Origin of the sequence: Nocardioides jiangxiensis (assembly GCF_030580915.1) — a bacterium.
In the GTDB taxonomy this organism is placed as follows: domain Bacteria; phylum Actinomycetota; class Actinomycetes; order Propionibacteriales; family Nocardioidaceae; genus Nocardioides; species Nocardioides jiangxiensis.
This window is the reverse complement of sequence record NZ_JAUQTA010000001.1, coordinates 2,104,506-2,117,529: the sequence shown is the minus strand read 5'-3', so window position 1 is coordinate 2,117,529 and position 13,024 is coordinate 2,104,506. Positions and strand designations below refer to the sequence as shown.

12 protein-coding genes are annotated in these 13,024 nt (G+C 72.2%); 1 reads left to right on the top strand and 11 read right to left on the bottom strand.

Annotated features, from left to right (window positions below; all coding sequences use genetic code 11):
* Positions 1-62: 62 nt before the first annotated feature.
* From hemQ to Q5722_RS10290, 11 genes are all read right to left on the bottom strand, one after another.
* The gene (gene hemQ / locus Q5722_RS10340) at positions 63-827 is read right to left on the bottom strand and encodes a hydrogen peroxide-dependent heme synthase (RefSeq protein ID WP_369415019.1); all 765 of its coding nucleotides are present in this window, start codon (positions 825-827) and stop codon (positions 63-65) included.
* A gap of 5 nt (positions 828-832) precedes the next feature.
* Entirely contained in the window at positions 833-2,194 is a 1,362-nt protein-coding gene (hemG, locus tag Q5722_RS10335) for a protoporphyrinogen oxidase (RefSeq protein ID WP_305028124.1), read from the bottom strand.
* A 25-nt stretch (positions 2,195-2,219) separates the two neighbouring features.
* Positions 2,220-2,789: a flavin reductase family protein gene (locus tag Q5722_RS10330; protein ID WP_305028123.1), complete on the bottom strand. Its 570-nt coding sequence runs from the start codon at positions 2,787-2,789 to the stop codon at positions 2,220-2,222.
* Positions 2,790-2,838: 49 nt separating this feature from the next.
* Positions 2,839-4,041 carry an LLM class flavin-dependent oxidoreductase gene (locus Q5722_RS10325; protein ID WP_305028122.1) on the bottom strand — a complete coding sequence of 401 codons (1,203 nt, stop codon included), beginning with the start codon at positions 4,039-4,041 and terminating at the stop codon, positions 2,839-2,841.
* 10 nt (positions 4,042-4,051) lie between these two features.
* A complete protein-coding gene (locus tag Q5722_RS10320; protein WP_305028121.1) occupies positions 4,052-5,266 on the bottom strand; it encodes an SfnB family sulfur acquisition oxidoreductase in 1,215 nt (404 codons plus the stop codon).
* Positions 5,263-6,402, bottom strand: a complete 1,140-nt coding sequence (gene sfnG / locus Q5722_RS10315; RefSeq protein ID WP_305028120.1) for a dimethylsulfone monooxygenase SfnG — start codon at positions 6,400-6,402, stop codon at positions 5,263-5,265. Before sfnG ends, Q5722_RS10320 begins: the two co-directional genes overlap by 4 nt.
* 133 nt (positions 6,403-6,535) lie before the next feature.
* The gene (locus Q5722_RS10310) at positions 6,536-7,786 is read right to left on the bottom strand and encodes an acyl-CoA dehydrogenase family protein (RefSeq protein WP_305028119.1); all 1,251 of its coding nucleotides are present in this window, start codon (positions 7,784-7,786) and stop codon (positions 6,536-6,538) included.
* 39 nt (positions 7,787-7,825) lie between these two features.
* Positions 7,826-9,046, bottom strand: coding sequence for an acyl-CoA dehydrogenase family protein (locus tag Q5722_RS10305; protein WP_305028118.1), 1,221 nt, complete (start codon positions 9,044-9,046; stop codon positions 7,826-7,828).
* A 13-nt stretch (positions 9,047-9,059) separates the two neighbouring features.
* On the bottom strand, positions 9,060-9,986 hold the full coding sequence (locus Q5722_RS10300) for a MetQ/NlpA family ABC transporter substrate-binding protein (RefSeq protein ID WP_305028117.1): 927 nt from the start codon (positions 9,984-9,986) through the stop codon (positions 9,060-9,062).
* A 56-nt stretch (positions 9,987-10,042) separates the two neighbouring features.
* On the bottom strand, positions 10,043-10,714 hold the full coding sequence (locus Q5722_RS10295) for a methionine ABC transporter permease (protein WP_305028116.1): 672 nt from the start codon (positions 10,712-10,714) through the stop codon (positions 10,043-10,045).
* A gap of 49 nt (positions 10,715-10,763) precedes the next feature.
* The gene (locus tag Q5722_RS10290; RefSeq protein ID WP_305028115.1) at positions 10,764-11,786 is read right to left on the bottom strand and encodes a methionine ABC transporter ATP-binding protein; all 1,023 of its coding nucleotides are present in this window, start codon (positions 11,784-11,786) and stop codon (positions 10,764-10,766) included.
* Positions 11,787-12,118: 332 nt separating this feature from the next.
* Here Q5722_RS10290 and Q5722_RS10285 point away from each other — a divergent pair, with 332 nt between their 5' ends.
* A complete protein-coding gene (locus tag Q5722_RS10285; protein ID WP_305028114.1) occupies positions 12,119-13,024 on the top strand; it encodes a LysR family transcriptional regulator in 906 nt (301 codons plus the stop codon).

Genomic DNA, 13,024 nt, shown 5'->3' with positions numbered 1-13,024 from the left:
GCAACCCTTGCTACCACGCGGCAGGACCCGCGGTCACGACCTTTTCGCGAGCTCCGACCGGGTCAGGGCAGGGCGGTGAGCAGGTCCGCGATCTCGACCCGGCGCCCGGTGTAGAACGGCACCTCCTCGCGCACATGGCGGCGGGTCTCCGAGCCGCGCAGGTGGCGCATCAGGTCGACGATGCGGGAGAGGTCGTCGGCCTCGAACGCGAGCAGCCACTCGTAGTCACCGAGCGCGAAGGCCGGGACCGTGTTCGCACGGACGTCGGGGTAGTCGCGCGCCATGCCACCGTGCTCGGCGAGCAGGCGACGGCGCTCCTTCTCGTCGAGCAGGTACCACTCGTAGGAGCGGACGAAGGGATAGACCGCGGCATAGCCGTGGGCACGCTCGTCAGCCAGGAAGGCCGGGAGGTGGGACCGGTTGAACTCGGCCGGGCGGTGCAGCGCCATCTGCGACCAGACCGGCGCGAGGCGGCGACCGAACGCCGTACGGCGGATCCGGTGGTACGCCGCCTGCAGGGCGTCGGAGGAGGCCGCGTGGATCCAGAACATGACGTCGGCGTCGGCGCGCAGGCCGGCGACGTCGTAGACGCCGCGGGTCGTGACGTCCTCGGCAGCGAGCTCGTCGAGCAGGGCGGTCAGCTCGATCGCCTCGGCCTGCCGCACCCCCTCGGCGACATCGCCGTAGACCGACTCGAGCTTGAAGACGCTCCACATCGTGTAGCGGATCGTGGCGTTGAGCTCGTTGATCTTCGCGGCGTTGGACTGGATGTGGGCCTGCGGGTCGGTCTCGGTGGGCTCGACAGGCTGCACGGGAGCGTCGGTCATGGCTCCTATTCTGCCGACCGCACCTGAGCAGCTGCGCGGCGGGCCGACCCGATGACCGCCGGGATGCCCACTCCGTCGTACGCCGCACCACAGACCGCCAGGCCCGGCACCGCCTCGACCTCCGCCCGGATCGCAGCGGCGAGGTCGACGTGGCCGACCGCGTACTGCGGGAGGCCGGCCTGCCAGCGCTGCACGTGCGTCGCCACGGGCTCGAGCCGGACGCCGGTCGCCGCGTGCAGGTCGGCGAGGGACCCGACCTCGAGGAGGTGGTCCTGGAGCTGGAGGACACGCTCGCGGAACCGGCCCAGCGACGTGCGCAGGTAGAGCAGGTCCTCACCGTGGGCGCCGGCCCCGCGGCCGGCGGCCCGCACCCAGTCCCACTTGGCGAAGGACCAGGTCGACGCCTTGATCGCGCGCCGCTCACCCGGGGGCACGAGGAAGCCCGAGGCTCCCAGGTCGAGCAGCGGTCGCGCCTCGACCTCACGCACAGCGAAGGTGACCACGACGACGTCCGCGGACTCGACCCGTGCGAGCGCGGCAGCCGCGTCGGGCACGAGGTCCATGAGCAGCACCGCGGACGGTTCGGCAGGCGTCGCGACGACGACGGCGTCCGCGAGGAGCTCCTCACCGTCCACCCGGACCCGGAACCCGTCGCCGGCGCGCGAGATCCGCTCGACGGAGGCGTTGGTGCGGACCGCGAAGCGACCCGAGGACGCCAGCGCCTCCGGCAGGCGCCCCATGCCACCGGGGATGCCGGCGAAGACCGGCGTGTCGGAGGCCGGGAGCGCCGCGGCCGCTGCCGTGAGGGACCCACGGGCGGCCATCGCCACGAGCTGCGGCACGGCAGCACGCGCGGAGATCTCGCGGGCGCGGCCGGCGTACACCCCGCCGAGGAGGGGCTCGACCAGCCGGTCGACGACCTCGTCGCCGAACCGCTCTCCCACCAGGGCCCCGACCGAGACGTCGGAGGAGAGGTCGGAGGGTGCGATCCCCGGCTCGGCGAGGACCCGCGCCATCCCCGCGGCGGACAGGACGCCCGACGCGGCGAGCTCCTCGACGTCCAGCGGCACGCCCATCAGCGACCGGGGCAGGGGCTTGAGCTGGTCGTCGACCCAGAGCCGCGAGGACGCGATCACCGGGTGCTCGATCGCCAGTCCGACCTCACGCGCGAGGGCGACGCCCTCCGGACGGCGGTTGAGCATCGCCTCCGCACCGACGTCGACACGCGCTCCGGCGACCTTCTCCAGCCGGAGCTTGCCCCCGACGCGGTCGCTCGCCTCCAGGACGGTGACGTCGTGGTCGGCGGAGAGGTCCCACGCCGCTGCAAGGCCGGCGATGCCGCCGCCGATGACGAGGACGTTCTTCACCCCGCCAGCGTATCGACGCCCCGGCTCAGTCGACCGGCTGCCCGTTGATCCGGCCGTCGAGGCGCGCCGGGTCGAGGCCACCGCGGTCGAGCTGGGCGAATGCCGAGCGGTGGAAGACGAGCGGGTGCTCACCCTCACCGGCGTCGACCGACAGGACCCGGAGCAGGGCGATCACGTGGTCGCCCGCCTCGATCTCGTCGTGCAGCACGGTCGTGAACGTCGAGACCGACTCGCGCAGCAGCACCGCGCCGCCGGCCGAGACCGAGAACCGGAGGCCCGCGAACCGCTGGCCGGCCGGGCCGGCGAGCTGGCGGCAGACCACGTCGTGGTGGTCGGCGAGGACGGAGACACCGATCTCGCCGGCCTCGCGCAGGGCGGGCCACGTGTTGCTCGTGCGCGACACCGCCACCGAGACGAGCGGCGGGTCGAGCGAGACCGAGGTGAACGACGAGGCGGCGATGCCGACCAGCTGGCCGTCGACGTGCGCGCCGACGGCGACGACGCCGGACGGGTAGTGCCCGAAGGCCTGGCGGAGCGTGGCGCCGTCGAGCACGGGCGGCGCCTCCTCGAGGTCGGGGACGGGGGCGAGGGTCATGCCGGGCCCCCGATCGAGCGCGAACGGAGCGAGTGGTCGAGTGGGGTGGTCATGCGGGGACCTCCTGACGGTCCTGGTCCGAGGCGGCGGGTACGACGGCGGGCACGGGCGCCCCGAACGGCACCGAGCCCGAGCGCAGACCCAGCGGCGACGGCGCGGGATGGGTCCAGCGACCGCGGCGGGCCAGCTCGGGGAGGACCCCCTCGCCGAAGCGGTAGGCCTCCTCGAGGTGCGGGTAGCCGGAGAGGATGAACTCGGAGATGCCGACGGCGGCGTACTCCTCGATGAGGTCGGCGATCTCCTGGTGCGAGCCGACGAGCGCGGTGCCGGCGCCGCCGCGGACCAGGCCGATGCCGGCCCAGAGCCCGGGGTGCACCTCGAGCCCGTCGCGCGAGCCACGGTTGAGGTCGAGCATGCGGCGCTGGCCCTCGGACTCGCTGCGGCGCAGGCCCGCCTGGACCCGGGCGATCTGCTCGTCGGAGATGCCGGCGAGCAGGCGGTCGGCCTCGGCCCACGCCTCCTCGCGGGTGTCACGGGCGATGGCATGGAGCCGGATGCCGAAGCGCAGCTCACGCCCGCGCTCCGCGGCCCGGCGGCGCATGTCCTCGACCTTGCGGGCCACCGCGGCGGGCGGCTCGCCCCAGGTCAGGTAGACGTCGGCGTGCTCGGCGGCCACGTCGTGGGCGGCCGGCGACGACCCCCCGAAGTAGATCTCCGGCAGCGGGTCGGGCCGCTGCGCCAGCGTCGCCTCGGCCAGCGCGAGGTGCTCGCCGTGGTAGGTCACGGTCTCCCCCGCCCACAGCCGGCGTACGACGTCGAGGAACTCGCCGCACCGGGCGTAGCGCGCGTCCTTGTCGAGGAAGTCGCCGTAGGCCCGCTGCTCGTGGCTCTCGCCGCCGACGACGACGTTGAGCAGCAGCCGGCCGCCGCTGAGGTTCTGGAACGTGCCGGCCATCTGGGCGGCGAGCAGCGGCGACACCAGGCCGGGGCGGAAGGCGACGAGGAACTTCAGCCGCTCCGACACCGAGGCCAGCATCGCGGTCGTGAGCCACGCGTCGTCGCACCAGGCACCGGTCGGCGTCAGGGCGGCCTCGAAGCCGAGCTGCTCGGCCGAGCGGGCCACCTGGCCGAGGTACGGGACCGAGGCCGGGCGCACCGACGGCCCGGCCGGCACCCCGTGGCCACCGCCCACGACCTGCGGGCTGTCACCGCCGTTGGTCGGCAGGAACCAGTGGAACGTCAGATCAGACATGAGCCAGCTTTCAGAGTTGTCCGTGGTTGGGCGGGAGGACCCCGTCGACGACCCAGCGACCGAGGTGCTGGACCTTCCACGCGGCGGGGTCGTGGAGCGTGTGGGTGCGGGCGTTGCGCCAGTGCCGGTCGAGGTTGAGGGCACCGAGCGCGGACCGTGTGCCGGAGACCTCGAAGAGCCGGGACCCCGCCGCCAGTGCCGCCTCGGTCGTCGCGGCCCGTGCCGCGGCGACCGCGAGGCTCGCGGCACCGGTCGACTCCGCAGACAGGTCGAGGTCGGCCTCGTCGATCGCCGACGCCGCCTCGCGGACCAGCGCCTCCGCGGCCCGCACCTGGACCTCGACCTGCCCGAGCGCCTGCACGACGAGGGGGTCGTCGGCCGCGCGCTCCACGAGGGCGTCCGGGTAGGGCCGCGACTTCGTGCGGACGAAGGTCGCCGCCTCGGACAGCGCCGCCCGGGCGATGCCGGCGTCGATCGCCGCGTGCAGCACCTGGGCGAACGCGCCGTAGGTCTGCGGGCGCTCGAAGGTGAGGTGGTACGGCGTCACCCGGTCCGCCGCGACCGCGACGTCCTCCAGCCGCACCGAGCCGCTGGCGGTCGTCCGCTGGCCCATGCCGTCCCAGTCGTCGACGACGGTCACGCCCGGGGCGTGCCGCTCCACCCAGGCCACGTGGAGCGGCCCGTCGACGTCGAGGTGGGCGAGCACCGGGATCCAGTGGGCGAGCAACGCACCGGTGGCGTAGCCCTTGAGCCCGTCGAGCCGCCACGCACCGGGCACGGCCGGGTCCGGCGTCAGCGTGGTCCGGATGTCGCGCACGTGCTTGGTGCCGATCTCGGACTGCGCGTTGCCGAACCGGCGCCCCGCCAGCACCTCGCCGAAGAAGAACGCCTGCTGCTCCGGCGTTCCCTGCTCACGGAGGGCGTTGACGTAGGCGAAGTGGCTGTGCGGGATCTGCGCGACGTTGGGGTCACCGGCCGCGAGCAGCCGGACCACCTCGGCCACGACGCGGACCGGAAGGTCCGCGCCGCCGTACGCCGCCGGGACGGTGATCGCCAGCAGGCCGGAGGCGGTGACCGCCTCCAGCTCGGCCAGCGGGAGGATGCGGTCCCGGTCCCGGAGGGACGCCGAGGCGGCGAGCTCGCGCGACAGCGCTGCCGCGACGCGCACCGCCTCCTCGGCGGTCAGGACCGGGACCCGGGTCTCCGGCCAGGCGGCGACGGTCATCGGACCGCCACCGGATCGCCGGCCTTCTCGAGGTCGGCCTCGAGCTCGCGCACGATCGGGAGGACCTTGGCGCCGAAGTACTCGACGTCCTCGAGGTAGTGCAGGAAGCCGAGCAGGAAGAGGTCCACGCCGCGCTTCTTGTACTCCACGATGCGCGTGGCGACCTGCTCCGGCGTACCGACGAGGCCGGTGCGGAAGCCGTCGTTGTACTGGACCAGGTCGCGGAAGGTGGAGTCGGCCCACATGCCCTTGCCGTCGGCCGTGCTCGGGCCGGCCTGCTGGACGGCCGAGCGGAAGCCCTCGACCGCCTCGGGGTTGGCCTTGGCGATGATCTCCTCGAGGACCTCGCGGGCCTCCTTCTCGCTGTCGCGGGCGACGACGAAGCCGTTGAGGCCGAACTTCACCGCGCCCTCGCGGCCGGCGACCGCGGCGTTCTGGTTGACCTCGAGGTACTGCTCGGTGAAGCCGTCGAAGTCCTTGCCGTTGGAGAAGTACCAGTCGGCGACGTTGCCGGCCTGGGCCCGCGCGGCGGTGGAGTTGCCGCCCTGGAAGATCTCCGGGTGGGGACGGCCCTCGGAGGTGACCGGGCCGGGCTTCAGCTGGAAGTCGTGGACCTGGAAGAAGTCGCCCTGGTGGGTGAACGGACCCTTCTCGGCGGACTCGAAGAGGCCCCGGAGCACCCGGATGAACTCCTCGGACTGGCGGTAGCGCTCGCCGTGCTCGAGCCAGCGGACGCCGAGGTCCACGGCCTCGTTCTTGAACCAGCCGGACACCACGTTGACGGCGGCGCGGCCGCCGGAGATGTGGTCGGCGGTGATCAGCCACTTGGCCAGGACGGCAGGGTGCCAGAAGTAGGGGTGGACCGCAGCGATCACCTTGAGGCGCTCGGTCTGCGTCAGCAGGCCGAGGCTGAACGACGTCGACTCGTGCTGCTGGTCGGCGCCGTACGACGCGGTGTAGCGGACCTGGGAGAGGGCGTAGTCGAAGCCGTTGTTCTCGGCGAGGCGGGCGAGCTTGACGTTGTAGTCGTAGCCCCAGTCGGTGCGCTGCTCGATGTTGCTGACGACGAGGCCCCCGCTGACGTTGGGGACCCAGTACGCGAACTTCAGCGGCTCGGTGGCGGGCGTGGTGGTCATGGGAAACCTCTTCGTGTCTAACTAGATTGATTAACTCGACTTTAATGATCGGCGGGGCCCCTCTCCAGCCCGAGGCCCCACCGAAGAACCGATCCGGTGACAGGCAGGACCTGTCACCGCGCGCGGTGGGCGCTCACGTGTACCAGGACGGCTCGGGCAGCTTGTTGAGCAGCGCGTACTCGCCGACCTCGCGGCGCTTGTACGCCACCGGGTCGTGCAGCGAGTGCGTGCGGATGTTGCGCCAGAAGATGTCGAGGCCCACCTTGTTGCTGGTCGCGCGGGCGCCGGTCAGCTCGTAGACCTTCGTGCCCGCCTCGAGGCCGATGTCGATCGCCTTCACCTTGGCGGCGGCCACCCGGACGGCCGCGTGGCCGCGCTGCTCCGGAGTGACCGACTCCCGCTCGGCGTGGAGGAGGCCCGAGAGCTCCTCCCCCGCCGCGTCGGCCAGCGCCTCGGCCGCCCAGAGGTCGGCCTGGAGGCGGCCGTAGCCCTCGAGGATGTACCACTCCTCGGTGGCCTTCTCCTTGTTGTCGCCGCCGTACGGCCAGGCGCGCGTGACGTCCTGCGTGTACGCCGTGCCCGCCTTCAGCGCACCCTTGGCGATGCCGAGGTAGAACTCGGTGAAGACCTGCTGGATCGCCGGGAGGTTGAGCGTGGCGTACGTGAGCGGGTCGAACGGAGCGAACTCCTTGTCGACGTAGCCGGCGGCGGCCGCCCACGGCACCCGGACACCGGTGATCTCGACGCCGCCGGACTCCGTCAGGCGCTGCCCGAGGTTGTCCCAGTCGTCCTGGTAGACGATGCCCTCCTGCTTGCTCGGCACGATCGCGAAGATGTGCTTGTCCGTGCCCTCGAGGACGCCCTCCAGGACCGTGAGGTCGCTGATCTTCGAACCGGTGGAGAACGTCTTCCGGCCGTTGAACTCGATCTCCTCGCCCAGGTCGGTGATGACCAGGTCGTTGTCGCGCGGGTTGACCGCACCGCCGAAGAAGAAGTTGTTGGTCGTGTAGAGCTCCTCCACGGCCGCCACCTGGTCGGCGGTACCGACCAGGCGCACCGCCCAGGCCCAGAGGTAGTGGTAGGCCAGCAGCTGGCCGATCGACCCGTCGCCGGAGGCGACCTCGCGGATCACCTTGTAGGCGGTCGTCCACGGCTGCTCGGCGCCCCCGTGCGCCGCCGGTCCGAGCAGGGTCACGAGGCCGGCGGCCTTGAGCAGGTCGATCTCGGCCTGCGGCACGGCCTGGGCGCGGTCGCGCTCCACCGCGTCGGCGGCGAGGATTCCGGCGACCTCGGCGGCGCGGGCGATCCAGCCCTCGCCGCTGGTCGGGACCGGCTGCCCGGCCCAGGGAGAGGCCTGGAGGGCCTCGGTCACGGAGATGGTCATGGGTAGTGCTCGCTTTCGTCGTTGAGGGTGAGGTGAGGGTCAGAAGTAGGCGTTGGCGGGGAAGTCCGTGCCGTTGACCAGGTGGTCGCCGACCGCCGACGCCTTGAGGAACGTCGGGTTGTGGGTCGAGATGGTGCGGACGTTGCGCCAGTGCCGGTCGAGGTTGTGGACCGCCTGCGTCGCGGAGGTGCCGCCGACGTCGAAGAGCTTCGCGGCGGTCGCGTAGGAGAACCGGTCGATCGCGACCTTGGCCTGCGCCGCCGCCAGCTGGGCAGCGTCGGCGGCCTCCGCCGTCGGCAGCCCGTCGACCACGGAGTCGGCGGCAGCCTGGAGCGCCTCGGCCGCCTTCAGCACGATCGCCTCGGCCGCGAACACGTCAGCCGAGATCTCGCCGACGACCTGCAGCACCTGCCGGTCCCGGGCCGGGCCCTGCGGGGAGCCCGCGTGGCTGTAGTTGCGGGCACGTCGCTTCAGCAGCGCGACCGCGTCGTTGCGGACGCTGCGCAGGATGCCCGCCGTGACCGCCTGGAGGAAGAGCTGCAGGAAGGCACCCTGGTAGCCGGGAGCGGGCTCGGCCGGCTCGGGCTCGCCGAGGTCGAAGAACTCCTCGGCCTCGACCCGGACGTCGTCCAGCTGCGTCGTGCCGGTGCCGGTCAGCCGCTGGCCGAAGCCGTCCCAGTCGTCGAGGATCGTGACGCCCTCCCGGTCCACCGGGATGACCGCCCCGGCGATCCGCCCGCCAGGCGCGGCCGCCCAGATCTGCGTGTAGTCGGAGTAGATGCTCCCGGTCGAGTAGAACTTCGTGCCGTTGAGCCGGTACCCGTCGCCGTCAGGCGTGAAGGCGGTGTCGAAGTGCAGCCCCACCGGCTTGCGGCTCTGCTCGCTGAAGCCGTTGCCGACCAGCTTGTCCGCGGCGGCCAGTGCGAGTCGGGCCCGGAACGCCGGGTCCTCGCTCGCCTGCAGGTGCTGCTCGGTGAACCAGAAGTGGGTCCGCAGGATGTGCGGGGCACTGGAGTCGGCCTCGGCCAGATCGATCAGGGCCGCGAAGAGCTCCGGGATCGTGAGCCCCGCTCCCCCGAGCTCGACCGGCAGCCGGAGCCGGCCGACGCCGGCCTCCTTCAGCCAGCCGATCACCTCATGGGGAGCCGTCCGGTCCCGCTCGCGCTCGGCGGCACCCTCGGCGATCCGGGTGAGCAGGGCGGTCCACTCGGGCGTGCCCGGGCGGACGACCGGCTTCGTGGCGTTCCTCGTCGCAGTCATGCCAGGACCCCGATCAGCTCGCCGAGACGGGGGCCAGCTGGCCCTTGAGCGCCGGGTCGTCGTTGGTCTTGAGGTACTCCTGGACCGCGGGGTCGAAGAAGATCTCCTTGAGCACCTTCACCTGCGGGTCGTCGAGGTACTTCCCGCCCACGACCAGCTGGCCGGCGAAGTCCTTCGGCGCAGCCGGAGCGAGGATCCGCTCGGAGTCCGGGGTGCCCGCGTCGACGAAGCTCATGTTGTAGTCGATGACCGCGTCGACCGACGGCAGCGAGCGCGGGCCGGCGCCGTACTCGATGTACTGGAACTTCAGGCGCTTCGGGTTGGTGGCGATGTCCTGCTCGGTGGCCTCGGCCGGGTCGACGCCGTCCTTGAAGGTGATCGCACCGGCACGCTCGAGGATCCACAGGGCCTGGGCGGTGTTCGCCGGGTCGTTGAGCAGGGCGATGGTGGCGCCCTTCGGCAGCTTGTCGAAGCTGTCGTACTTCTCGGAGTAGATCGAGTAGGACCACTGGAAGACCGGGCCGAGGGCCTTGAGGTCCCAGCCGGTGGAGTCCGTGACCTGCTTGAGCCAGTGCTTGTGCTGGTAGATGTTGGCGATGTACTTGCCGTCGGCGGTGGCCTGGTCGAGCTGGTTGCCGTCCTCGATGCCGACGGGCGTGATCGTGACGCCGTGCTTCGGCGCGATCTCCTTGTCCAGGTAGTCGAGGAACGCCTTCTCCGAGGCCGAGCTGGCCTGGTAGGCGATCTGGAAGTCGTTGCCGAAGTGGCTGCCGTTGGCGGCGCCGGTCTCGTCGTCTCCGCTGGCGATGCGCCAGGTGACCACGGCGGCTCCGATGACGAGCACGAGGGCGACCAGCGCGATCAGGATCTTGCCGCGGTTGCGGCCGCCGAGGTCGATCTCGTCGAACGCGTCGGGGAGGTTCTTGTCGGTCAGGGACATGGTTCTTCCTTCGGGGAGAGGGGTACGTCGAGCGGTGACGTGGGCGCGGGAGTGCGCTAGCGGGTGAGGGCGCGGACGGCGCGGTCACCGCTGAACTGGAGGGCCTGGACGATCGCGACCAGGACGACGATGCAGGCGAGCATGATGTTCTGGTCGAAGCGCCGGTAGCCGTAGTTGACGGCCAGGTAGCCGACCCCGCCGGAGCCGATGGCTCCCGCGATCGCGGAGTACTCGATCATGGCGATCAGGTTGATCGTGAAGCCGGCGACGAGGCCCGGAAGGGCTTCCTTGAGCTGGATGCCGGTGACGATCTGCCAGCGGGTCGACCCTCCGGCGAGGCCGACGTCGAGCAGCTCGCGCGGCACCTCGCGGACGGCGTTCTCGGTGATCCGGGAGAAGAACGCGACGCCCGCGATCGCCATCGGCAACAGGGCCGCCTTGAAGCCGATCGTCGTGCCGAAGAGGACCTTCGTGGCCGGGATGACCGCGGCCATGAGGACCAGGAACGGCAGGGACCGGCCCAGGTTGGAGACCCAGCTGACCGAGACGTGCAGCAGCCGGTGCGGCGTCAGCCCGAGCGGCGAGGTGTTGAAGATCAGCAGGCCCAGCGGGAGGCCGAGCGCCACGACGACGGCCATGACGATCCCGACCAGCCGGACCGTCTCGCCCAGCGCGGGGCCGAGCAGCGAGGGGACGTCGGGCCAGGGCGTGGAGATGAGCGCGATCATGCGAGGTCCTCGCGGAGGTGGGAGCGGCGCGAGCAGTTTCGTGGGGTGTTCATGCGACCGCCTCCGAGCCCGGCCGGGCGTCCGGACCGACGACGCGCAGCGCCGAGCGCTGCTCGACGACGAGGCCCTGGGCCACGAGCGCCTGCTCGAGCCGGCGCTCGTCGACGCGCGGGTCTACGCCGATGGTCACGCGGCCGACGCTGGCCCGCCCCGCTTCCTCGACGAGCGCCGAGAGCACGGCCAGGTCGGTGCCGACCTCCCGGCCCACCTGCCCGACCCAGTACGGCGAGACGGTCGCCGCGTCGTAGCGGATCGTCCACGTGCGGTGCCCCGCCGGAGCTGCCACCGCGGGCGGCAGCGGCAGCAGCGCACGCGAGAGGTCCGAGTCGGAGCCGCGGACGACGTCAGCGACCGAGCCGCGCTCGACGATCCGGCCGTGGTCGAGCCGCGCCACCTGGTCGGCGATGCCGCGCACGACGTCCATCTCGTGCGTGATGACGAGGATCGTGACACCCAGGTCGTCGCGGAGCTCCCGCAGCAGCGTGATGATCGACAGCGTCGTGTCCGGGTCCAGGCCGGAGGTCGCCTCGTCGCTGAGCAGCACCGACGGCTTGAGCGCGAGGCCACGGGCGATGCCGATGCGCTGGCGCTGGCCGCCGGAGAGCTGCGACGGGTAGTGGTTCGCGCGGTGCAGCATGCCGACCCGCTCGAGCAGCTCGTGGACGCGACGCCGGACCTGGATGTCGGGCACCCCGTGGTGCCGCAGCGGGAGCGCGACGTTCTCCGCCGCGGTGAGCCGGCGGAGCAGGTTGGCGGACTGGAAGACGGTGCCGATCTCCCGGCGCGCGGCACGCAGCTCGCTGCCGGAGAGGGAGGTCAGCTCCCGGCCGTTGACGGCGATCGTGCCGCTGGTCGGCCGCTCGAGCAGGTTGATGGTGCGGGCGAGCGTGCTCTTGCCGGCACCGCTGGGTCCGACGACGGCACCGATCTGCGCGTCGGCGACCGTGAGGTCGATGCCGTCGAGGACGGTGGTCGAACCGTAGGACTTGGTCAGTCCGGAGATCTCGATCATGGGAGTTCCTGGATGGGGGCAGGCCGGAGCGGGGTCCGGCAGCGACCGGGGAGACGAGGCGTCGCCCGAGCGACGCGGGCCGACGAGGTCGGCTTCGGGACAGGTCGCGGTCAGCGACAGGTGTGGGCCCGACAGGCGCCGGTACGACGGGCGCCGGCACGACCAGCACAGGGGAAGCCGACCAGCCGGGCGGCGGGGTGGTGCGGCATCGCGGTGTTCATGGTCGACCTCCTTTCGAGAGTTAATAGTAGTATTTCGCTAGACATTGTCCAGCGCGGCATGGACGGGATCCCCGATCACCCCCTCGCCGCCACCGATCACCGGGAGCGCGGATGCGCATCGAACAGCTCCAGTACGTCCTCGCCGTCACCGAGCACGGGTCGGTACGCCGTGCCGCCGAGCGCCTCCACGTCTCGCAGCCCGCGATGAGCGATGCCCTCGCCCGCCTGGAGCGCGAGCTCGGCGTGGAGCTGCTGGAGCGCCAGCGGTCCGGGGCGCGGCTGAGCGCCGCGGGCCGGGAGCTCCTCCCCCGGATGACCGACGTGCTGGAGGCGGTGGACCGGCTCCGGTCCGCCGCGGCCGGGGAGGCGGCCGCCAGCCACACGCTGCGGATCGGCTCGGTCCACGCGGCGACCAGCGTGCTGCTGCTGCCGGCCGTCCAGCGGCTGCGCGAGGACCGGCCCCAGACCTCGATCGAGCTGCGGACCCTGCAGCAGCACGAGATCGTCCTCGGCCTGCTCGAAGGCGGCCTCGACTTCGGGCTGGTCAACCTCCTCGACGGCGACGACGTGCCCGCCGGCCTGGCGGCGTACGAGCTGAAGCGGGGGCGACCGGTGGCCGTGCTCCCGGCCGGCCACCCGCTGGCCGAGGGGCCGGACGTGGGTGCGGACGACCTGCGCGGGGAACCGTTCGTCGGGATGCGCGCGGGCTACCTCATGCACCGCTACGCGCACCGCCTCTTCGATGGCGACCTGCCCCGCACCTGGCACAGCACCGACGGCGCCGAGATGGGCAAGCTCATGGTCGCCGAAGGGATCGGCCTGACCGTGCTGCCGGACTACAGCGTCGACGGCGACCCGCTCGCCCGGACCGGGCTGATCACGACCCGGCCGATCCGCGACAGCCCTGCCGGCGTACGCCTGCTGCTCCTGCACCGCCAGCGCGAGGGCGCGACGGACGCATCGCGCGGCCTCATCGAGGCACTGATCCGGCAGGCGCGCTCGCTGCGCGCCGCGTGA